18 protein-coding genes are annotated in these 21,559 nt (G+C 48.7%); 8 read left to right on the top strand and 10 right to left on the bottom strand.

What is annotated here, in order from left to right; translation table 11 throughout:
• Nucleotides 1-161 precede the first annotated feature (161 nt).
• The gene (locus IMQ48_RS20390; RefSeq protein ID WP_196210435.1) at nucleotides 162-1,070 is read right to left on the bottom strand and encodes an Arm DNA-binding domain-containing protein; all 909 of its coding nucleotides are present in this window, start codon (nucleotides 1,068-1,070) and stop codon (nucleotides 162-164) included.
• A gap of 312 nt (nucleotides 1,071-1,382) precedes the next feature.
• Between IMQ48_RS20390 and sanA the strand changes: the two genes are divergently transcribed.
• From sanA to preA, 4 genes are all read left to right on the top strand, one after another.
• Nucleotides 1,383-2,102 carry an outer membrane permeability protein SanA gene (gene sanA / locus IMQ48_RS20385; RefSeq protein ID WP_196210434.1) on the top strand — a complete coding sequence of 240 codons (720 nt, stop codon included), beginning with the start codon at nucleotides 1,383-1,385 and terminating at the stop codon, nucleotides 2,100-2,102.
• Nucleotides 2,103-2,104: 2 nt separating this feature from the next.
• Nucleotides 2,105-2,344, top strand: a complete 240-nt coding sequence (locus IMQ48_RS20380) for a DUF2542 family protein (RefSeq protein ID WP_196210433.1) — start codon at nucleotides 2,105-2,107, stop codon at nucleotides 2,342-2,344.
• Between the two features lie 234 nt (nucleotides 2,345-2,578).
• A complete protein-coding gene (locus IMQ48_RS20375; RefSeq protein ID WP_196210432.1) occupies nucleotides 2,579-3,820 on the top strand; it encodes an NAD(P)-dependent oxidoreductase in 1,242 nt (413 codons plus the stop codon).
• Nucleotides 3,814-5,049, top strand: a complete 1,236-nt coding sequence (gene preA / locus IMQ48_RS20370) for an NAD-dependent dihydropyrimidine dehydrogenase subunit PreA (RefSeq protein WP_196210431.1) — start codon at nucleotides 3,814-3,816, stop codon at nucleotides 5,047-5,049. Before IMQ48_RS20375 ends, preA begins: the two co-directional genes overlap by 7 nt.
• Before the next feature lie 60 nt (nucleotides 5,050-5,109).
• Here preA and mglC read toward each other — a convergent pair whose 3' ends face one another.
• The 6 genes from mglC to folE form a co-directional block, all read right to left on the bottom strand.
• Complete coding sequence (gene mglC / locus IMQ48_RS20365) at nucleotides 5,110-6,120, bottom strand: galactose/methyl galactoside ABC transporter permease MglC (protein WP_006683806.1); 1,011 nt, start codon at nucleotides 6,118-6,120, stop codon at nucleotides 5,110-5,112.
• A gap of 15 nt (nucleotides 6,121-6,135) precedes the next feature.
• Complete coding sequence (gene mglA, locus IMQ48_RS20360; RefSeq protein ID WP_196210430.1) at nucleotides 6,136-7,656, bottom strand: galactose/methyl galactoside ABC transporter ATP-binding protein MglA; 1,521 nt, start codon at nucleotides 7,654-7,656, stop codon at nucleotides 6,136-6,138.
• Nucleotides 7,657-7,851: 195 nt separating this feature from the next.
• Complete coding sequence (mglB, locus tag IMQ48_RS20355) at nucleotides 7,852-8,850, bottom strand: galactose/glucose ABC transporter substrate-binding protein MglB (RefSeq protein WP_196210429.1); 999 nt, start codon at nucleotides 8,848-8,850, stop codon at nucleotides 7,852-7,854.
• Nucleotides 8,851-9,146: 296 nt separating this feature from the next.
• Nucleotides 9,147-10,169, bottom strand: coding sequence for an HTH-type transcriptional regulator GalS (gene galS / locus IMQ48_RS20350; RefSeq protein ID WP_096756484.1), 1,023 nt, complete (start codon nucleotides 10,167-10,169; stop codon nucleotides 9,147-9,149).
• Between the two features lie 144 nt (nucleotides 10,170-10,313).
• Nucleotides 10,314-11,471, bottom strand: a complete 1,158-nt coding sequence (gene yeiB, locus IMQ48_RS20345; RefSeq protein WP_196210428.1) for a DUF418 domain-containing protein YeiB — start codon at nucleotides 11,469-11,471, stop codon at nucleotides 10,314-10,316.
• Between the two features lie 14 nt (nucleotides 11,472-11,485).
• Nucleotides 11,486-12,154: a GTP cyclohydrolase I FolE gene (folE, locus tag IMQ48_RS20340; RefSeq protein WP_096756482.1), complete on the bottom strand. Its 669-nt coding sequence runs from the start codon at nucleotides 12,152-12,154 to the stop codon at nucleotides 11,486-11,488.
• Between the two features lie 322 nt (nucleotides 12,155-12,476).
• Here folE and fghA point away from each other — a divergent pair, with 322 nt between their 5' ends.
• Nucleotides 12,477-13,313, top strand: a complete 837-nt coding sequence (gene fghA / locus IMQ48_RS20335; RefSeq protein ID WP_196210427.1) for an S-formylglutathione hydrolase — start codon at nucleotides 12,477-12,479, stop codon at nucleotides 13,311-13,313.
• Here fghA and IMQ48_RS20330 read toward each other — a convergent pair whose 3' ends face one another.
• A complete protein-coding gene (locus IMQ48_RS20330) occupies nucleotides 13,314-13,703 on the bottom strand; it encodes a helix-turn-helix transcriptional regulator (RefSeq protein WP_196210426.1) in 390 nt (129 codons plus the stop codon). It abuts the gene before it with no gap.
• A complete protein-coding gene (locus IMQ48_RS20325) occupies nucleotides 13,681-15,063 on the bottom strand; it encodes an L-serine ammonia-lyase (protein WP_196210425.1) in 1,383 nt (460 codons plus the stop codon). Before IMQ48_RS20325 ends, IMQ48_RS20330 begins: the two co-directional genes overlap by 23 nt.
• 217 nt (nucleotides 15,064-15,280) lie before the next feature.
• Between IMQ48_RS20325 and serB the strand changes: the two genes are divergently transcribed.
• The 3 genes from serB to IMQ48_RS20310 all read left to right on the top strand — a co-directional run bounded on the left by serB (nucleotide 15,281) and on the right by IMQ48_RS20310 (nucleotide 19,921).
• The gene (serB, locus tag IMQ48_RS20320) at nucleotides 15,281-16,168 is read left to right on the top strand and encodes a phosphoserine phosphatase SerB (RefSeq protein WP_196210424.1); all 888 of its coding nucleotides are present in this window, start codon (nucleotides 15,281-15,283) and stop codon (nucleotides 16,166-16,168) included.
• Nucleotides 16,169-16,199: 31 nt separating this feature from the next.
• Nucleotides 16,200-17,522: an MFS transporter gene (locus IMQ48_RS20315; RefSeq protein WP_196210423.1), complete on the top strand. Its 1,323-nt coding sequence runs from the start codon at nucleotides 16,200-16,202 to the stop codon at nucleotides 17,520-17,522.
• A gap of 413 nt (nucleotides 17,523-17,935) precedes the next feature.
• The gene (locus IMQ48_RS20310) at nucleotides 17,936-19,921 is read left to right on the top strand and encodes a ligand-gated channel protein (protein ID WP_196210422.1); all 1,986 of its coding nucleotides are present in this window, start codon (nucleotides 17,936-17,938) and stop codon (nucleotides 19,919-19,921) included.
• Nucleotides 19,922-19,988: 67 nt separating this feature from the next.
• Here IMQ48_RS20310 and lysP read toward each other — a convergent pair whose 3' ends face one another.
• The gene (gene lysP / locus IMQ48_RS20305) at nucleotides 19,989-21,464 is read right to left on the bottom strand and encodes a lysine-specific permease (protein ID WP_196210421.1); all 1,476 of its coding nucleotides are present in this window, start codon (nucleotides 21,462-21,464) and stop codon (nucleotides 19,989-19,991) included.
• Nucleotides 21,465-21,559 lie beyond the last annotated feature (95 nt).

Here is a 21,559-nt window from a genome sequence, read left to right as displayed (position 1 = left end):
AAAATTATTCAATGGTGCTGACCAATATGAAGAAATTAACCCCACTGTAGGTTTTAATGCACGATTAAGCGGATCTTTTTTAATTTTTGCATTATAGGAATTTAGTTGTTTTTCGTAATTTTTGTTCGGAAAAAGAAATCACTATCTGGATATTTTTTCGCTTATTCGTCCAGTGTTTTTTTAGCCAATTCGCAAATGTATACAACATTACTCCTATTTAATTTGGTAAATTCTTTCGAAATGGTTAGTTTATTATTATCAGCGTCATATAAGCTTTTTTGTGCATGTGCCAGTTCAAAAGGTCGTTGACCACAAGTGTAAATACCTAGCATCAGTAAAGACTTTAAATCTTGTTCTAATTCAAAGGGAGACTCTTTAAAAATTAAGTCAATTCTTCTTATTTCAGCGAATGATAGATAACATTTTCCAGGTTTACTCGCATTCATTTTTTGAATGTTAGTTGTTGGATTATGAGGGATGTTAAATTCGATTCCAGTTGCTACAGATGTTCCTAGTGGATCATTGTCAGCAACTATTCCATAAGCGAACACTGCATGAAGTTTTTTTCTTATCTTATCAGCTTGTGCCAGAAAACCATTTTTAGCCCAACTTTGAAGCCATTGCGTGACTTGTGCCGGTGTGATTTCGTTTGCTGTTTCATTTCCAGTTATCAACTTTCGTTTGATTAGTTGATCCAGCAATATTTTGTATTCGTTAACAGTGCTTCTATGTCCCTCTCTTTCTTTGTATGCGATAAAAGCCGCAAATAGCTCTCTTAATGTCCCATAGCTCATTTTCTTAACGAAATTTTCAGTTCTTACTTTGTGCGTCATCCCTGCTAACTCAGCATAGCGCTGGCTAGCCTGATCAAGCGTGTAGTGAGGCCAATCCCCCAATGTTTTAAATTTACGTTTACCGTCTAACTGGAAGCGATAGACAAAAGATTTACGCCCTGATGGAAAAACCTTGATCCCGAGTCGCCCTGTTCCGCGAGTCCCATCATTTCTAAAAACGTAGTAAGATTGGTCAGTAGCTTTAAGGTTTTTTATAACACTATCGTTTAACCGCATGTTGTTTCTCCTTTGCATAACGATTGCATACAATCTGCATAACAGCGGGTGATGTTGTGGGTGCTGTTACTGTAAAATCTTATGCACGTATTTGAGATTTCACAATCTGTTAAATCAACCATAAAATCATACTGTTATGATTGAGTTGCAATTAAATTACAGTCAATGATTTTGAACGATGTAGGCCTTATCAGGCCTACAGGATCTAAACAGTATTGCTGAAAATCCCCTCAATCAGACTGCTGTTTCTTGCGCTACGCCGTCGGGTACAGTAGCCTGATTAGCATTCCATCCCATTACCGAGTTATCTACATGTTAAAGCGCGTGTTTTACAGCTTGTTAGTCCTGGTAGGCCTGCTGCTGTTAACTGTGCTTGGCCTCGACCGATGGATGAGCTGGAAGACGGCCCCCTATATCTACGACGAATTGCAGGATTTGCCCTACCGCCAGGTCGGCGTGGTATTAGGCACCGCGAAATACTATCGCACCGGCGTCATTAACCAATATTACCGCTACCGTATTCAGGGAGCTTTAAACGCCTATAACAGCGGTAAGGTAAATTACCTGCTGCTCAGCGGCGACAATGCCCAGCAAAACTACAACGAACCGATGACGATGCGTAAAGATTTGATTGCCGCTGGTGTCGATCCTGCCGACATCGTGCTCGATTACGCCGGTTTCCGTACGCTCGACTCCATTGTGCGCACCCGCAAAGTATTTGATACCAACGATTTCATCATTATCACTCAGCGATTCCACTGCGAGCGCGCGCTGTTTATTGCGCTGCATATGGGCATTCAGGCCCAGTGCTACGCAGTACCGTCGCCAAAAGATATGCTGACCGTGCGCGTTCGCGAATTTGGCGCACGTTTTGGTGCACTTGCCGATCTCTATCTTTTTAAACGTGAACCGCGTTTTTTAGGTCCGCTAGTGCCAATCCCCGCCCTGCACCAGGTACCTGATGATGCGCAGGGCTACCCGGCGGTCACGCCTGAACAATTACTCGAACTTCAAAAGAAGCAAGGAAAGTAAGCATGGATGTGCAAACCATCTTCGTCGTTTTAGCCTTTCTGTTAATCCCTGTATTTTGTTTTCGTGAAGCCTGGAAAGGTTGGCGCTCCGGGGCTGTTGATAAAATAAAGAAGAACGCACGTGAACCGGTTTATGCCTATCGTCATCAAGAGCCGCTGCAATTTTGGTCCTACGTTCTTGTTTATGCCGGGTGCGGATGTTTATCTTTCGGGATGGTTATTTATTTAATCTTTTATCGGTAAAGATCATTTATTAATATTAGCGTTTGAGAATAGCTAATACTATGAGAACAATTACTATTCCAATATAAGGGATTAATGCTGCCAGCCAGCATTTCCCTTCCTTCATCCTCTATTTGTGAATCCTTTCACAAAACACACTTCCTGCAAGGCTTAGCCTTAAGAATAACCTTTTTCATATTCCTATTTTGTTATCAACAGTTCGCCTTAATTTACTCAAGCATTAAGGAAGAAAATATGCCACAACAAAATTATCTGGATGAACTTACGCCTGCATTTACTCCCTTATTAGCAATAAAAGAGGCCTCGCGCTGCTTATTATGCCACGATGCCCCCTGTAGTCAGGATTGCCCGGCACAAACCGACCCAGGGAAATTTATCCGCTCTATCTATTTTCGCAATTTTAAAGGAGCGGCAGAAACTATCCGTGAGAATAATGCGCTTGGTGCCGTTTGCGCCCGGGTATGCCCAACCGAAAAATTATGCCAGCGTGGATGCACGCGTTCAGGGATAGATAAACCTATCGATATTGCGCGTCTGCAACGCTTTATTACCGATTTTGAACAACAGACCGCAATGAAAATTTATCAACCTGCCAAGAAAACGCTGGGCAACGTGGCGATTATCGGCGCGGGCCCAGCAGGATTACAGGCAAGCGTAACATTGAGTAATTTGGGCTACGACGTCACCATCTACGAAAAACAGGCTCAGCCGGGTGGCTGGCTGCGCTACGGTATTCCACCGTTTCGCCTGCCCCAGTCCGTTTTGGATCTCGAAATCTCCCGCATCATTGAAATGGGCGTCACCATCAGATGCAATTGCGAAATAGGCAGCGCGCTCACGGTTGAACAACTCAAAGCTGAAAACCGCGCCGTCCTGGTTACTGTGGGGATGTCCTACGGTTCAACGCTCGGACTTTTTGACCTGGCGAATAATGTTGAAATTGCCGTTGATTTCCTGCAACGCGCCCGTCAGTCACAAGGCAATATCAACGTCCCACAGAGTGCGTTAATCATCGGCGGCGGCGATGTGGCAATGGATGTCGCCAGCACGTTGAAACTCCTTGGCTGTCCGTCAGTCACCTGCGTCGCTCGTGAGGAACTCGCCGAATTTCCGGCCAGTGAGCAAGAATTCACCAGCACACAGGCATTAGGCGTGTCAATCATCGACGGTTTCACGCCGGTCGCTGTTGCCGGAAATAAAGTCACCTTTAAACACGTCCGCCAGCCTGGAGAACTCTCGCTTGAAACCGAGCATATTATTCTCGCTGTCGGTCAACATGCCCAGCTTGCCGCCTTTTCTGCGTTAAACCCACAACGCAATCTTATCACTACCCACCATTATCAAACCGACGATCCCGCTTTGTTCGCCGCGGGTGATATTGTCAAAGGTGATAAAACCGTGGTGTATGCCGTGAAAACAGGTAAAGAAGCCGCTCAGGCCATTCATCGCTATTTAGAGGGGACCTGCTCATGTTAACGAAAGATCTTTCTATTACTTTTTGCGGCGTAAAATTCCCCAACCCGTTCTGCCTCTCTTCTTCTCCGGTGGGCAACTGTTATGAGATGTGCGCCAAAGCCTATGATACCGGCTGGGGCGGTATTGTTTTTAAAACGATTGGCTTCTTTATTGCCAATGAAGTCTCCCCGCGCTTTGACCATCTCACAAAAGAAGATACCGGCTTTATTGGCTTCAAAAATATGGAGCAAATTGCCGAACATCCGCTGGAAGAGAATCTGGCCGCCATCCGCAAGCTGAAGCAACATTACCCGGACAAGGTGTTGATTGCATCAATCATGGGGGAAAATGAACAGCAATGGCAGGAGCTGGCTCGCCTGGTTGAAGAAGCCGGTGCGGATATGATTGAGTGCAACTTCTCTTGTCCACAAATGACCTCGCACGCGATGGGCAGCGATGTTGGGCAGAGCCCGGAGTTGGTTGAAAAATACTGTCGGGCAGTAAAACGGGGCTCTTCCCTGCCGATGTTAGCCAAAATGACGCCGAATATTGGTGATATGTGTGAAGTTGCTCTGGCGGCTAAACGCGGCGGCGCGGACGGTATTGCCACCATTAACACCGTAAAATCCATCACCAATATCGACCTGCAGCGGAAAATCGGCATGCCGGTGGTCAACGGGAAATCCAGTATTTCCGGCTACTCCGGCAAGGCGGTAAAACCCATCGCCCTGCGCTTTATACAACAACTGCGTATGCACCCAGAGCTGCGTGATTTTCCAATTAGCGGCATTGGCGGCATTGAAACCTGGGAAGATGCTGCCGAATTCTTGCTGTTAGGTGCTGCCACGCTGCAGGTAACCACCGGGATCATGCAGTACGGTTATCGTATTGTGGAAGATATGACGAGTGGACTGTCACACTATCTTGCCGATCAGGGATTTGATTCACTGGAAGAGATGGTCGGCCTTGCCAATGCCAATATTATTCCGGCTGAAGATCTTGATCGTAGCTATATCGTCTACCCGCATATCAATCTCGAAAAATGCGTCGGCTGCGGGCGCTGTTATATCTCCTGCTACGACGGGGGACATCAGGCAATGGAATGGAATGAACGAACCCGCACGCCGCACTGCGATACGGAAAAATGTGTCGGTTGCTTGCTGTGTGGTCACGTTTGCCCGGTCGCCTGCATAGATCTAGGCGAGGTCAAATTCAAAGCCGATGAGAAAGAGCATCCGATAACGCTGTAACACAAGTGACAAAAAAGCCCGGTGCAGATTTCGCTGCCCCGGGCTTTTTGTTATCTATCGTTACTTCTTACGCGCGTATTTCAGTGAGTCCAGCGCTACTGCGAAGATAATAATGCCGCCCTTAATGATGTACTGCCAGTAAGGGTTCACGCCGATATAAGTCAGGCCGTAGTTGATGACGGTGAAGATTATCACACCCGTCACCACGCCAAAGACGGTACCTACCCCGCCACTGAACGACACGCCGCCAACCACGCAAGCTGCAATCGCATCCAGCTCATACATAAAGCCGAGGTTGTTAGTCGCCGAGCCAATACGCCCAGCTTCCAGCAAACCACCGAAGGCGTAGAACACCCCGGACAGCGCATAAATAATCAGCAGGTTCAGCGCAACGTTTACACCAGACACTTTCGCCGCTTCCGGGTTACCGCCAATGGCAAAAATGTTTTTACCGAAGCGGGTCTTGTTCCACAGCACCCAGACAAAAGCCACCGCAATCAACGCATAGAAGGTAATGTAGGAAAGTCGGAAACTGCCCAGCGCAATAAAGCCCTGCGCAAAGGTAGAGAACCCGCTATCAAAGCCAGAAATGGGGGATGCCCCGACGAAATCGTAGTACAGGGAGTTGATCCCGTAAACGATGATCATCGTACCGAGCGTGGTGATAAACGGCGTCACATTCAGATAAGCAATGATGATGCCGTTCACCAGGCCGATAATGGCGCCAATGACGCAGACAATCAGCACCACCACGATAATTGGCATAGTGGCCATTTCCGGAAACACCTTGTTGGCGTTATCCATCGACTGCAGCAAGGTCGCTGCCACCACGGCAGCCAGGCCGACCTGACGCCCGGCAGACAGGTCGGTCCCTTGAGTGACAATTAGACCAGCAACGCCCAGTGCGATAATAATACGGACCGAGGATTGGGTCAGGATGTTACTCAAGTTCAGTAAACTTAAGAATGTGGGGTCCTGGAAAATAATAATGGCCAGCAGAACTAAAAGAACAACGTAAATTCCGCCTTCTTTCAGGTAAGTAAGAAAACTTTTCTTATTTAACGCACTCATGAGGAGCCCCTAATCTTAAAGGTGCAAAGACGCAAGACGGAGGATTTCGTTTTGCGTTGTTGTTTTAGTGTCAACAATTCCAGCTACAAGACCATTGCTCATAACCAAAATACGATCGGTAATACCCAGCAGCTCCGGCATTTCAGAGGAGATGATGATAATCCCCTTCTCTTTTTTCGCCAGTTCAGCAATTAACTGATAAATTTCAAATTTTGCACCAACATCGATTCCTCGCGTAGGTTCATCCAGCATCAGTATCTCTGGCTGTGTTAACAACCAACGACCAATAACCACCTTTTGCTGATTACCACCAGACAGTGAACCAATTTGCGTACGATGGCCCGGGGTTTTCACCCTCATCGAGTCAATAACCCATTGGGTATCGCTCTTCATGCGGGAATTATCCAGCAGACCCACTTTATTTTTATAGTTTTGGATATTAGAAATTAACGAGTTAAAACCAATATCCAGATAGGCATAAATACCGGTTGAACGGCGCTCTTCCGTGACCAGTGCAAAACCATGGTTAATGGCTTCATTGGCACTGTGGTTATTAATTTTTTTGCCGTGGAGCGTAATCGTACCCGATGATTTTTCACGAATACCAAAAAGGGTTTCAACGATATCCGTGCGTTTTGCGCCGACTAAACCGGCAATCCCGAGGATCTCCCCTTTATGCAGATCAAAAGAGATATCACGAATTGACGGTTGACGTAGCGACGTCAGGTTACGCACCTGCAGAATCACTTCACCAGGCGTGTTCTCTTTGTCCGGAAAACGTTGATTCAGCGAACGTCCCACCATCATGGCGATGATCTTATCCATATCCAGCCCTTCCAGCGGCTGGGTGGCAATCCACTGACCGTCACGCAGGACGGTGATTTCATCGCACAACTGGAAGATTTCTTCCATTTTGTGAGAAATATATACGATACCGCAGCCACGCTCTTTCAGCTTGCGGATGATGGTGAACAGATGATTAACCTCTTTTTCGGTTAACGATGAGGTCGGTTCATCCATGATGACGATTTTGGCGTCATACGAAAATGCTTTGGCAATTTCTATCATCTGCATTTGTGAAACCGATAACGTACCGACGCGCGCACGCGGATCGATATCAATATCCAGTTCATCAAATATCGCTTTGGTATCACGGTACATTTTATCCTGGTCGACAAACATCCCTTTGGTGGGATAGCGCCCCAGCCACATGTTGTCCATCACAGAACGTTGTAATACCAGGTTTAATTCCTGGTGTACCATTGAAATACCGTTTTCAAGCGCTTCTTTAGCAGAATGAAAATCAATTTCTTTACCCTGAAATAAAATACTGCCGGAATCTTTTTGATAGATCCCAAAAAGACATTTTAATAATGTCGACTTTCCAGCACCATTCTCGCCCATCAGGGCGTGAATAGAATGTGGGCGGACCTTTAAATTGACATTATCAAGCGCCTTAACACCTGGAAAGGACTTGTTGATGCCGCTCATTTCCAACAAGTATTCGCCTGACGACTGAGTATTAGTGCTGACCATAATTATACCTTGTTGGCCTTGCAAAGCGTGTTATTAAGGGCGCAACCAAATTGCGCCCACAGACATATACACTAAATAATTCGAGTTGCAGGAAGGCGGCAAGTAAGTGAATCCCCAGGAGCATAGATAACTATGTAACTGGGGTGAACGAGCACAGCCAACGCACAAGCAACGTGAAGTATGACGTGTATAGACTTATTTGTTGGTAAACTCTGCCAGATTATCTTTATCGACGCCGACGTAAGGAATACGAACGATTTTATTCTCGATTTTCCAGGTCGTGCCATCAGCAGCGCCTTTGCCGGCAGCCAGGTTTTTCGCCAGATCGAAAGTGGCTTTCGCCTGGTTGTTAGCATCATTCAACACGGTACCGGCCATCGCGCCAGATTTAACCAGTGCCAGCGCTTCTGGCAATGCATCCACGCCAAATACCGGCACGCTGGTTTTGTTGTGTGCTTTCAGCGCTTCTACAGCACCCATTGCCATGGCGTCGTTGTTAGCGATAACAACTTCAATTTTGTTGGCATTTGGACCAGACATCCACGCATCAACTTTATCTTTTGCCTGAGCCGTATCCCACATGGCGGTATCTAACTGCAGCTGCTCAGTTTTAATGCCTTTGTCGTTCAGCTCTTTAATCACGTAGGTAGTACGTGCTTCAGCATCCGGGTGTCCCGGCTCGCCTTTCAGCAGAACAAACTGAATTTTACCGTCTTTGTTCAGGTCCCAATTAGGGTTTGCCGCCCAGTGCTTAGCAATCAAATCACCCTGAATGATGCCGGATTCTTTAGAGTCAGTACCAACGTAGAAGGCTTTGTCATAGCTGTCCAGCGCTTTGCGAGAAGGCTCTTTGTTGAAGAATACGATAGGGACGTTCTGACCACGTGCTTTCTCAATGACCGTGCCTGCAGCTGCCGGATCAACCAGGTTGATCGCCAGGGCTTTAACGCCTTTTGCCAGCAACACATCAATCTGATCGTTTTGTTTCGACTGATCGTTCTGGGAGTCATTCATCAGCAGCTGTACATCTGGCGCCGTTTTGGCATCTTTTTCGATAGCTTTACGTACCACGGACATAAAGTTATCGTCATACTTATAAATCGTCACACCAATACGGGTATCAGCAGCGTGCGCAGCCGCGCCGAATAACATGCTTGCCATTACAGCAGACAGGGTCAACACCTTCTTATTCATGGTATCTCCGGTTTTATTATGCAGGGTAGTACTTGAGATAAATGCTCGGCGGGACAGAACGTTACTAAACTGTTACTGAACGCCGAAGCTCACTTTTAAAAATATTTCTTCCGTGTCTGGCAACGCTCCAAAAACAGGCTTTAATTGTTGTTTAAGACGCCCACACCTCGATGAAAGTGATTATTCACCGTTACATAGTAGTTACAGCGCAACAAACAGTGTCATCATAGCTATCGCATTGTTAAGATACTGTGAATTTACTCACAGATTGAAAGCGGTTACATAGGGTGACATTATCAGTTAGTGATCGGTGCCGCATTCTGTCGCAACGCCACGGAATGGCGCCGCACCAACGTCGGCATAAAACAGTGCGTTGCCGCCGGATCCAGCGTGCCCGCCGCGCCTTGTAGCGCAAGCTCTGTTGCCATTTTCGCCATTGACGCAATGGGATAGCGCACGGTGGTCAGTTGAGGGTCGGTGTAACGGGCAATCGGGATATCATCGAAACCAATGATGGACAGATGTAGTGGAATGGCGATGCCGTTGTCTTTTAACGCCGTCAGCGCCCCGGCGGCCATATTGTCGTTGTAGGCAAAAACCGCCGTCAGCTGTAAATTGCGCCCCAGCAGCTCCACCATGGCTGATTCGCCCCCCGGCATATCAGGTGAACCAGTGCCTACCCAGCTTTCCGCCGGCGTAATGCCGTGTTCCTGCAACGCACTCATCCAGCCTTCTTTGCGCATCGCATCATCTTCAATACGGTGGCTTGACGCCAGGTAGCCGATACGTTGATGCCCATTATTGAGCAGCATGCGGGTGGCCATTTTAGCTCCGCTGATATTGTCCAGGCAGACACAGCGATGGGCGTAACCCGGCACAATGCGATTGATTAGCACCATGCCCGGGATGTGTTCCATAAATTCGCCAAGCTCGCGATCGCTCAGCGCTTTAGAGTGAACAATCAAGGCATTACAGCGTTGGCGGATCAGGACTTCAATGGCATGACGTTCTTTTTCAGCTTCATGGTAGCTGTTGCCAATCAGCACATATTTCTGATGCTGCTGAGCCACCAGATCCACGGCTTTCACCAATGCACCAAAAAACGAATCTGATACATCCATCACCACGACCCCAATGGTATCGCTCACCTGCGTCGCCAGCGCTTGCGCATTGGCATTGGGTCGATAGCCTAACTGTGTCACAGCCTTCATTACCGCTTCACGGGTGTCAGGACTCACCAACGCACTGTTATTCAGTACGCGGGAAACCGTCGCTACAGAAACGCCAGACTGCCGTGCCACATCACGTATGGTTACCATATTCACTGCCCTGTTTAAGATTGCGGTTGCCCACGGACACCCCAGGCTGTGTATTTTGTCAGCACGAGGCACAGGACTGCGTGAGTCATGTCACAGGAATGAAAGCGGTTACATCCATTTTGTTAATAAATGTGATCCAGATCGTTATCTGGATGTTCGCGGTAATGATGCCCCTGAAGCACGCAGGGTTAATTGACGCCATAACCACTCCACCGGGCCCTGTCGGTAAAAACGTAGCCAAATGACGGAGAAAAGCAGGTTAACAGCCCAGACAGGAATAACGAAAAACAGCAGCGTCAGCCGGTCGAATTGCATAAATAAACCGAACTGATAAAACAACGTGGTGCAGATAAGCGTCTGCAACAGATAATTGGTCAACGCCATGCGCCCGACGCAGGCAATAGCGATAACAACCTTGAAGCGACTCAGCTGCGGCCAGAAACCAAACATCAGCGCAGCGTAGCCGATAGTCTGAAACGGCGCGCTCAGTTCACGCGGCGCTTGTAACAGGAAAGCACACCAGCGGTACGCCCAGTCAAGATGCCACTGCAGCATAATCGCAGGCAGATTGATTGCCATACCTGTCGCTACCAGCAGAACACCTGTACGTCGATAATGCGACAAACTGTACTGCCCTTTCAGCCAGCCGCTGCGCATTAATGCGGCGCCCAACAGCATCATCCCCGCCAGTTGCCAGCCGTACTGCGCCCCCAGCGCCAACAGGCTATTTGACAGCATATCTACGCGGTTACTGACCGCTTCCACGCCGCCATTAATCTTCCAGTACTTTTCATACAGCAACGCGGAGGCATCCGGTGTCCAGGCACGACTGGTTTCTCCCCCAGAAATCGAGCCCAGCAGCAGCAGTACGCCGATCCCCACCAGATACAGCAGAGCACCGGTGTTAAACAGGCTTTTTACCGACGGAGCATCACGAATCAGCCGCCAGCCGATCAGACCGATTAAGCCATACGCCAGCAGGATATCGCCATCCCAGAATAGTAAGCCGTGAATAAACCCCAATAAGACCAGTAGAGTGAGTCGCGACTGGATCCAGCGTTTTCCGCGTGGCAGCAGCATTTGCAGGCCCGCGCCGAAGAGCAGAGCGAACAGCGTGAGGAATTTTACCTGTGCGAAGAGATCAAGCACCGCCCAGGTCCAGGCATCCGATAAAGTAATGCTGCCAGACCAGGCCGGATTGAGGTATGCCGCCTTTGGCAAACCAAAGGCGCTGATATTGAGAAGCAGGATCCCGAGGATGGCAACGCCACGAATAAAATCCAGCGTGACATTACGCTCCATGGTCCCTGCCCTTGTCAGTTGTGGTGACGTACAGCGCGCAGAAATTCCTGACGCGTATTCTGGCTGGATTTAAATAATCCGCCCAGTGAGGTAGTCGTAGTGGCGCTGGTCGCATCGCGAATGCCGCGCGCTTTCACGCAGTAATGGACTGCATCAATCGACACCGCCACATTATTAGTTCCCAGCAGGGTTTGTAGTGCGGTCAGGATTTGTTGGGTCAGACGCTCCTGCACCTGCGGACGCTGGGCAAAGAATTGCACGATACGGTTAATCTTCGACAGACCAATCACGGATTCTTTCGGGATATACGCCACCGTCGCTTTGCCATCGATGGTGACAAAGTGATGTTCACAGGTGCTGGTCAGCGTGATATCACGCACCGTGACCATCTCATCAACCTTCATTTTATTTTCAATGACGGTGATTTTTGGGAAATTGGCGTAATCAAGACCGGAGAAAATCTCATCGACATACATTTTTGCAATGCGATGCGGCGTTTCCATCAGGCTGTCATCGCTCAAATCAAGATTGAGCAATTGCATAATCTCGGTCATATGGCCGGAGATAAGACGTTTGCGCGTTTCGTTATCCATCTCTTGCACGGGCGGGCGCAGCGGTGTTTCGAGACCACGTGCGACCAGTGCTTCATGAACCAGGGCCGCTTCTTTACTGAGTGATGACATTTATTCTTCTCCTGCAGGTGTGGCGCCTCTGCCCTGCGTGGGGCAAAGTTTTTAGGCTGTATCACAGCCAGAACATTGTGTGTGAGGCGGCGCACATAATCCAGTATTCACCGCGATAATTATTGAAATTGGCACCGCCTTTCAGCGTGCTGCTTTCAGGCACCGTTCGGCTGGGTCAATGCTGAGTGTTAACGTAAAGTTATATAGATGATGAAGTATGTTTGCCCATTGCGGAAGTGAAAGTTACTCACGGTGTCATGAATTATCTGTATTATGGTGAACTCGCGAACATATTCAGATTCAACACAACAAGGAGCCGCGCATGGAAATGCTCGAAGAGCACCGCTGTTTTGAAGGCTGGCAGCAACGCTGGCGTCATGACTCCGCCACCTTAAATTGCACCATGACCTTCAGCATTTTTCTCCCACCGCCGCGAGATAACACGCCGCCTCCGGTATTGTACTGGCTGTCGGGCCTGACCTGTAATGATGAAAACTTTACCACCAAAGCGGGTGCGCAGCGTATTGCGGCTGAGTTGGGGATCGTACTGGTGATGCCGGATACCAGCCCGCGCGGTGAACACGTTGCCAACGATGATGGGTACGATTTAGGCCAGGGTGCCGGCTTTTATCTCAATGCCACGCAGTCGCCATGGGCCACGCATTTCCGCATGTATGATTATTTGCGGGATGAGCTGCCGCAGCTTATTCAAGCGCAGTTTAACGTCAGCGAGCGCTGCGCTATCAGTGGGCACTCCATGGGCGGTCACGGCGCACTGATTATGGCGCTGAAAAATCCCGGCAGATACACCAGCATTTCCGCCTTTGCACCGATCGTTAACCCCTGTCGCGTGCCGTGGGGCGTGAAGGCGTTTAGCGCCTATCTGGGCGAGGATAAATCGACCTGGGCCGAATGGGATAGCTGCGAGTTAATGTTAGCCAGTAAACCGGAAGAGGCAATTCCAACGCTTATCGATCAAGGAGATAGCGATCAGTTCCTTGCCGATCAGCTCCAGCCCGCCGTACTGGCAGAGACTGCCCGACAGACCGCGTGGCCGATGACGCTACGTATCCAGCCAGGCTTTGATCACAGCTATTACTTTATTGCGTCATTCATTGAAGATCATCTGCGCTTCCACGCTCAATATTTGCTGAAATAATCACCAATACACTGTATTTTCCATCGCCGCGCTGTAGCCCATCTCTTCGGACTGCGGCGCGGACGCTTTACGATTTAAATCCGCAGCCTGTTGCCGTACCTGTAATCGGCCCGCGCTCTCACCCCCTTCATGGCCCTCGTGAAAATTCCGCATTTCGGATTCAAATAAAATGGCATCCAGATGGTGCAGTTTGTTCAGCGCACGCAGCAGTGAGATAAGCGTGTCAAGATTCAGTCCCCCACCTTTCTCAATGCGTTTAATGGTAGCGATCCCTATCTGCGCACTGTCGGCAAGCTGCTGCTGCGTCTGCGCCAGAGAAATCCGCGTTTCCTTAATACGGGAACATAATGACAGCATGATTTCATCGTTATTCATGGTGTGATATTTCATGCATCCCTCCCCTTTTTCTCGGCTGAATTTTTCCCAGGCAACCATGATATGTTTCGCGATATTTAGCACTCATGTCTTTACCCGTTTCATACATGGCAGCAATCACCTCATCCAGAGAAACGCACGGCTCACTGACGCGGCTCATCGCCATCGTCGCTGCGTTAATCGCTTTTACTGATGAAATCGCATTACGTTCGACACAAGGAATTTGTACCTGCCCACCAACGGGATCACAGGTGAGCCCCAGATGATGTTCCATAGCGATTTCTGCTGCGCTCAATACCTGGGCCACGGAGGCTCCCATCAGCTCAGCCAGTCCCGCCGCAGCCATAGAGCACGCCACACCAATTTCTCCCTGACATCCGACCTCTGATCCCAAAATTGACGCATTCTGTTTGAACAACAGCGCGACGGCCCCCGCAGTGAGAAAAAAACGGGTAACCGATGCGCTATCCAGTTCACAGACAAACTTATCGTACCAACTGAGTACCGCCGGGATAATGCCGCTCGCGCCATTGGTCGGCGCGGTAACAACCATCCCTCCCGCCGCATTTTCTTCGCTGACGGCAATAGCAAATGCATTCACCCAATTCAGGTTAGTAAGAAAATCGTTCGCGGAAGGTTTCATCGCCAGTAATTTATGCAACGCGCAGGCCCTGCGTGGAACCTGATACGGCCCCGGCAATAAACCTTCAGTATGCAAACCACGATGGACGGCCTGCTTCATAACAGCCCATATCTGCGTAAGATATTCCTGCAATGCAGCCTGAGAATGTACGCGTAGCTCATTTTTCATCATCAACGCAGCAATAGATAACCCGTTGCGTTGACATCGTTCCAGCAACTGCGCTGCATTATGAAAGGCAAAAGGAAACGCCGCATCGTCTTCAGGAGCTACAGGGGCGGTCTCACCGAGTTTATGAACCTGTCCTGCGCCGGTTGAAAACCATGTTTCCTCATACAGCGTAAAATAATCATCTCTGGCGCGAAATGTCATCGCATAGGGATGCCCGGTATGCGGCTGCGAGTTAGACCGAACAGTGACAGTCACCGTAACAGAGGGGGACAGAACCAGAGTGCCATCCTTTTCCGCACGCTTAATAGCGTCCATCTGCAAGCGTAAATCTACATTATCGGGCTGATTACCCAGCAACCCCAGATAAAGCGCAATATCAACGTTATGGCACTTGCGACTTAATGATAATGCGCCATATAACTCAACCTCAATTTTTCGTGTCAGCGGCAAGGTTTCTTGCTGCTTTAGCTGTGAAATGAAATTAAATGCTGCACGCATAGGTCCGACCGTTCTTGAACTGGAGGGACCTATGACAATTTTGAAAATATCGACACAACTTTCCATTTTTATATCCATCCCTGTTAGTAATCATAGAATATACATCTGACAACATCAGACCGTGATTCACATATCAAAAACGATACTTTTTAGATACATTGATTATTCAGTACAAAAAACAATACTTTTTTATCGTTCCTTTAACATTCACATCTGTGATAAAGCAGGATTCAATTGCCATCAACCTCAATTACAATAATCCACAGTTAACAGGAGTGACATTATGGCAATTATTTATTTCATCACCCAAAAAGAACCTGAAAAACTTCAGGCGTGGCTACACAATTCTTTTATCAGTGCAAAGTCGAATCAGTATCATTGCTCGCTTGAGTTGTTATACATAAAATCAATCAATAAAACATATTTAAAACTTTCAATTCCTGATGAAATATTCACCCATGATATATATACAAAACTGAGAACGACATCATTCACCCAGCAGTTTGATTTTTTCATCAAACCCCAAATCATCCCGACGAACGGAATTATCGCCTTTGATATGGATTCAACGTTTATTGAAGAAGAGGGTGTCGATGAAATAGCCAGAACATTGGGTATCTCAGAACGTATTACGGAACTGACTCAGCAAGCGATGGAAGGAAAACTGGATTTCAATAGCAGTTTTACGCGGCGTATCGGAATGCTAAAGGGAACACATACAGATGTGCTTAATGCGGTATGCGATCAAATGACCGCCTCTCCAGGTATTACAACCATTTTGCCAATCCTGAAACAGAAAGGTTTTAAAACAGCAATTATTTCAGGTGGTCTGGATATATTCACCCACCGCTTACAGAAAAAATATCAGTTAGACTATGTCTTTTCCAACACTGTTGAGATAAAGGATAGTGTCCTGACAGATAATATTACCATTCCGATTATGAATGCAGAAAATAAAAAAGTAACTCTACATAAACTTGCCGAAACACTGCAGACACCACAGCACAATATTATCGCCTGTGGTGATGGAGCCAACGATATCCCCATGCTCATGCATGCAGGCACAGGTATTGCGTGGAAAGCAAAACCAGCGGTCAGAGATTTAATTCCAAACCAGATTAACTTTCACGGATTCGAGTCGATTTTATTTTATATCGAAAATGAATTATAACCCCACGGGCACTGTCTGAAAGGAAACTTACATGAGCTTGAAATCGTTTATTTTCAGCCAGGCTGATAAGCCGGTTGTAAAAGAAAAAAAAGAGATTGACCATACCTACAAAAAATTCCGTATAGAGATTATCACCTCCGTTTTTATTTCTTATGCCGTCTTTTATTTAACGCGTAAGAATTTTTCTGCCGCTATGCCAGCAATGCTGTCAGACACCTCCCTGACAGCGGAAGATTTTGCCATCATGTCTTCCCTTTTTTATATCCTGTATGGTTCAATGAAGTTTGTTGGCGGTATGCTGGTTGATAAAATAAATCCTAAGGCCATGACAGGCCCTGTGCTCATTGGCGTTGGTATCGTCAATATTCTTTTTGGGTTTTCTGACAGTGTTGCCGCGTTTTATGTGTTGTACAGCCTTAATGCCATTCTCCAGGGCACCAGTTTTCCGCCGATGGCGAAGATCATGGCCTCCTGGTTTTCCAAAAATGAACGCGGACGTTGGTGGGCTGTCGTGGAAGCAGCACACAATATCGGCGGCAGTCTTGCTCCACTGTTAACCAGCTTTGCAATTGTCTGGAGCGGTAGTTGGAAAATGGGTTTCTATGTTCCGGGAGTCATTTCCCTGATCATGGGGGTTATCGCACTCTTTACCATTAAGGACCGCCCTGGCACGCTAGGTTTACCCAACGTCGGCGAGTGGCGCAAGGACCCGACTGAACTTGCACAGGTTAAAGCCAGCCCGGTTAACCTCACGTTTTGGCAGATATTCGTTAAATATATTCTGATCAATCCGCTGGTGTGGGTTATTATCGTGGGCGATATGTCCGTCTATATTGCCCGCACCATCCTCAATGACTGGCCGCAAATTTACTACTCGCAGGTGCATGGCTGGAGTCTTATTAAAGCAAACTCTATTATCTCCTGGTTTGAAGCCGGCGGGCTTGCCGGTGGACTCCTGGCTGGTTATTTATCCGACTTTATGTTCAAAAGCAATCGTTGGATGACGGGCTTAATTTTTGCCTTAATGCTGTGCGTGTGTATCACCTTAATCCCGCTGGTTCAGGATACCTCATATACCATTACGGCTATACTCTTCACGATTATGGGATTTGCCCTGTACGGGCCACATATGCTTTTTGCCGTCGGCTGTCTGGACGTCACTCACAAAGATGCGGCAGGTTCGATAACCGGCTTCCGGGGATTATTTAGCTATGTTGGTGCCGCAATGGCAGGCGTACCAGTGATATTAGTGAAGAACAGCTGGGAATGGTCTGGTGTCTATCTCTATGCCGTAATCGCGATTTTATTAACCACCCTCTCGCTGGCTTTACTCGCTAAATTCCATCGGCTTTAAGTCATTACATAGCAGCGGCACGGATACCGCCGCTGTTACGCATTTACCGTTCAAAAGCGATAATCCACGACTATATAGTCAACCTTGAGGGCGTAAGCCCTCTTTGTTTCTCCATCATTCCTTCACTTTTTCTCCATTTTTATTTCTCCGCTATCTCATTGATCAGAAAAGTTTTTCCCTGAACAAAATATCAAACACAAATGATTTCTATTATCATTTGTGTTTACAAATATTCATACTTTTGTACAATCCCCTCGCTTCTTTACTAAAAGAGTCCTTAAAAGACAAATACATACAAATGTCATGGCCTTTCACATGACGCGCAGTTCAGTACCCTAACTAGTTCTAGTTACAGCTAATACGCCTGCAACTAGAAGTATGACGGGTAAATTCATTTAAATGGAATGATACAAATGACTATACCTCACGTTAAGGCCGTTGCTGCCGCAGTATGCGTCGCCAGCCTCCCATCACTCGTCTATGCCGCTGGCCAGGATACCGTGGTGGTCACCGCCACCGGATTCGAGCAAAAGATTCAGGATGCCCCTGCCTCTATTTCTGTGATCACCAAACAGCAAATTGAGGATAAAGCTTACCGTGACGTTACCGATGCACTCAAAGATGTGCCTGGCGTCGTCGTCACAGGTGGCGGTAGCAGCAGTGATATCAGCATCCGCGGCATGGCTTCACAGTACACGCTCTTCCTGGTCAACGGTAAGCGGATCAGCACACGAGGCACACGCCCTAATAGCGATAACTCGGGCATTGAACAAGGCTGGTTACCGCCGCTGGAGTCCATTGAACGTATCGAAGTGATCCGTGGCCCCATGTCATCGCTGTACGGCTCCGATGCGATGGGCGGGGTGATTAACGTGATCACCAAGAAAGTATCGAATACCAAAGGCTGGAGTGGCTCCCTACATGGTGACGCTACCTTCCAGGAAGACCGTGACTCAGGCGATATTTATCAGACTAACGCCTATGCGTCCGGGCCGCTGATTGACGGATTACTTGGCGCAAAAGTCACCGGGTTATTCTCTCACCGTGCCGAAGATGAAATCGTCAATGGTTATAACGAACAGCGCATGCGTAACGGGGGATTAACCCTGAACTTTACGCCGGATGATAAAAACGATATTGACTTCGATTACGCGCGAGAGCTGCAGGATCGCGACAGTACGCCGGGTAAATCCATGGCCGAGGAAAACTGCCGTAACGGAAGCTGTAAACCCAACAGCAAAAGCGAAAACAAGTATGTGCACACGACCTATTCATTAACCCATAGCGGTTACTACGACGACTTCAACACCACCAGCTATGTTCAGCAGGAAGAGACCGATAACCCGGGTCGTCAGATGAAGTCCTATAACACTATTTTTAACAATCAGAACCAGATTTTCCTCGGGGCGCATACCCTGACGGCTGGCGGACAGTACCGTTATGAAAAACTACGTGATAATGGTAATCAGCTGGAAGCGGCTGACGGTCTGAACAAGCTGACCCGCTGGAGCTGGGCGCTGTTTGCTGAAGATGAATGGGCCGTAACCGATACCTTCACGCTGACCGGCGGCCTGCGTATGGATAAAGATGAAAACTACGGTGATAACTGGACTCCACGCGGCTACGGCGTATGGCATCTCAGCGATCAATGGACTCTGAAAGGCGGCGTGTCTGCAGGCTACCGCGCGCCGGATCTGCGCCAGTCTTCGGCAAGCTGGGGACAGGTGACCGGCGGTGGTCGCCTGAGAGGCATCATTGTGGGCAACCCGGATCTGAAACCGGAAAAGAGCCTGAGCGAAGAAATCGGTCTGCTGTGGGATAACGGCAACGACCTCAACGCGGGTGTGACGCTGTTCAACACCGACTTCAAAGATAAGATCACTGAAGTTCGCCGCTGTAACAGCAGTGCCGATCCGGCCTGCACCATCGGTGGCACCAGCTATGACTTCGTCAGCGATCGCGTTAACGTCGATGAAGCCAATATGCGCGGCGTAGAATCCACCTTCGGCTGGAAAATCACCTCCGATCTCAACTGGACGGCAAACTACACCTACACCGAATCTGAACAGAAAAGCGGTCAGTTCTCCGGTCAGCCGTTAAACAAAATGCCGAAGCATATGTTTAACACCACGCTGGACTGGCAGGCCACGCAGGATCTCGGCTTCTGGAGCCGCCTGAACCTGCGCGGGAAAACCTCTGAGTACCTGAGCCGGACCTCGATGGCTCAAGGGACACCGTCCTATACTCAGGTCGATGTTGGCGTGCGTTACTACGTGAGCAAGGATGTGCTCGCCACCGCTGGCGTGTACAACGTTCTGGATAAGCAAATCGATTACGAGACCTATGACACCATACTCGATGGTCGTCGTTACACGGTTGGCCTGACCTATAACTTCTAAGTTTGGCGCAATAAAAAACCCCGGCATTTACCCTGCCGGGGTTTTTTGTTATTTCCTGCCAAAATGCTTAAGACGATTTCTTCACGCGATCCGGGAATTGCATTTCGCTGTAACGCACGAAACGCGTCCCTCTGGTCAGCTTATAGCCGAACCAGATAATCAGGAACAGCGGTATACCAATATAGGTCGCCATCACGCCGCCCCAGTCAATGGTGTCTTTCAGGAACGCTTCGTAGTTTTGCCCCAGGGTGATGATCAGACACAGCACAAAGGCAAAGATCGGTCCCAGCGGGAAGAAGCCTGAGCGATACGGCAGATCGTTTATATCACGCCCCTGCATCATATAACCGCGACGGAAACGATAGTGGCTGATGGCAATCCCCAGCCAGGCGATAAAGCCCGTCATCCCGGAGGTGTTCAGCAACCACAGGTACACGGTCTGGTTGCCAAACATAGAGGTCAGGAAGCACAGACCCGCGACCACCGTGGTTGCATACAGCGCGTTACGCGGAACGCCGCCACGAGACAATTTAGCGAAAATACGCGGCGCTTTGCCATCGCATGCCAAGGTGTAGAGCATACGCGTTGAGGCATACATACCGGAGTTACCCGCCGACAGCACCGCCGTCAGGATCACGGCGTTCATTACCGCAGCCGCAGAAAGCAGGCCCGCGTGCTGGAAGACCAGCGTAAACGGACTGACGCTGATGTCTTTCACATCGTTGCGCAGCAGGCTTGGATCGGTATACGGAATAATCAGGCTGATAATCAGGATCGCGAACACATAGAACAGCAGGATTCGCCAGAACACCTGACGCACCGCGCGCGGAATGTTCTTCTCGGGATCTTCAGATTCACCCGCCGCAATACCGATAAGCTCAGTCCCCTGGAAGGAGAAGCCGACGATCATCGCCACACCAATCATGGCCGCAAAGCCCCCGGCAAAAGGTGCATCTCCCGTGGTCCAGTTGCTCCAGCCCACTGGCTGAGCGCCTTTGAAGATGCCGAAAATCATCAACACGCCAACTGCGATGAAGATAATGACGGTGGTGACTTTGATCAGCGAGAACCAGTACTCTGCTTCACCAAAACCGCGAACAGAGATGTAGTTCAGCAGGAAGATGACGCACAGGAACAGAGCACTCCAGATCCAGCCTGGCGTATCCGGGAACCACCAGCTCATCACCAACTGCGCAGCGACCAGGTCAACGGCAATGGTGACCGCCCAGTTGTACCAGTAGTTCCAGCCCAGCGCGAAGCCAAAGCCTTCTTCTACATAGTTCTGACCGTAGGTGGAGAACGAACCGGAAACCGGCATATACGCAGCCAGTTCACCGAGACTGGTCATCAGGAAGTAAACCATCAGGCCAATCAGAATATAGGAAAACAGCGCGCCGCCTGGACCCGCCGCAGAAATGGTTGCACCAGATGCAACGAAAAGACCCGTACCGATGGAGCCACCAATGGCAATCATCGTCAGGTGGCGCGCCTTCAGTTCACGACGTAGCGTGGGCGCTTCTGTGGTTTTAGTTTCGGAAACCATGGGAAAATGCTATCCATCCAAAAAATGAGGCGCGATTGTAGCAGACGAAACGGCATTCTTCCGGTACAAATGCGCTGTTATAAGAGACCTTCATG

The sequence above is a fragment of the Citrobacter sp. Res13-Sevr-PEB04-36 genome (assembly GCF_015672735.1).
In the GTDB taxonomy this organism is placed as follows: domain Bacteria; phylum Pseudomonadota; class Gammaproteobacteria; order Enterobacterales; family Enterobacteriaceae; genus Citrobacter.
The sequence above is the reverse complement of the archived record's forward strand: the minus strand, read 5'-3'. Positions and strand labels throughout refer to the sequence as shown.

What these genes read in the sequence shown, in the direction of transcription:
- IMQ48_RS20390 (WP_196210435.1), bottom strand. Translation starts at nt 1,070, where the DNA reads ATGCGGTTAAACGATAGTGTTATAAAAAACCTTAAAGCTACTGACCAA.
- sanA (WP_196210434.1), top strand. Translation starts at nt 1,383, where the DNA reads ATGTTAAAGCGCGTGTTTTACAGCTTGTTAGTCCTGGTAGGCCTGCTG.
- IMQ48_RS20380 (WP_196210433.1), top strand. Translation starts at nt 2,105, where the DNA reads ATGGATGTGCAAACCATCTTCGTCGTTTTAGCCTTTCTGTTAATCCCT.
- IMQ48_RS20375 (WP_196210432.1), top strand. Translation starts at nt 2,579, where the DNA reads ATGCCACAACAAAATTATCTGGATGAACTTACGCCTGCATTTACTCCC.
- preA (WP_196210431.1), top strand. Translation starts at nt 3,814, where the DNA reads ATGTTAACGAAAGATCTTTCTATTACTTTTTGCGGCGTAAAATTCCCC.
- mglC (WP_006683806.1), bottom strand. Translation starts at nt 6,120, where the DNA reads ATGAGTGCGTTAAATAAGAAAAGTTTTCTTACTTACCTGAAAGAAGGC.
- mglA (WP_196210430.1), bottom strand. Translation starts at nt 7,656, where the DNA reads ATGGTCAGCACTAATACTCAGTCGTCAGGCGAATACTTGTTGGAAATG.
- mglB (WP_196210429.1), bottom strand. Translation starts at nt 8,850, where the DNA reads ATGAATAAGAAGGTGTTGACCCTGTCTGCTGTAATGGCAAGCATGTTA.
- galS (WP_096756484.1), bottom strand. Translation starts at nt 10,169, where the DNA reads ATGGTAACCATACGTGATGTGGCACGGCAGTCTGGCGTTTCTGTAGCG.
- yeiB (WP_196210428.1), bottom strand. Translation starts at nt 11,471, where the DNA reads ATGGAGCGTAATGTCACGCTGGATTTTATTCGTGGCGTTGCCATCCTC.
- folE (WP_096756482.1), bottom strand. Translation starts at nt 12,154, where the DNA reads ATGTCATCACTCAGTAAAGAAGCGGCCCTGGTTCATGAAGCACTGGTC.
- fghA (WP_196210427.1), top strand. Translation starts at nt 12,477, where the DNA reads ATGGAAATGCTCGAAGAGCACCGCTGTTTTGAAGGCTGGCAGCAACGC.
- IMQ48_RS20330 (WP_196210426.1), bottom strand. Translation starts at nt 13,703, where the DNA reads ATGAAATATCACACCATGAATAACGATGAAATCATGCTGTCATTATGT.
- IMQ48_RS20325 (WP_196210425.1), bottom strand. Translation starts at nt 15,063, where the DNA reads ATGGAAAGTTGTGTCGATATTTTCAAAATTGTCATAGGTCCCTCCAGT.
- serB (WP_196210424.1), top strand. Translation starts at nt 15,281, where the DNA reads ATGGCAATTATTTATTTCATCACCCAAAAAGAACCTGAAAAACTTCAG.
- IMQ48_RS20315 (WP_196210423.1), top strand. Translation starts at nt 16,200, where the DNA reads ATGAGCTTGAAATCGTTTATTTTCAGCCAGGCTGATAAGCCGGTTGTA.
- IMQ48_RS20310 (WP_196210422.1), top strand. Translation starts at nt 17,936, where the DNA reads ATGACTATACCTCACGTTAAGGCCGTTGCTGCCGCAGTATGCGTCGCC.
- lysP (WP_196210421.1), bottom strand. Translation starts at nt 21,464, where the DNA reads ATGGTTTCCGAAACTAAAACCACAGAAGCGCCCACGCTACGTCGTGAA.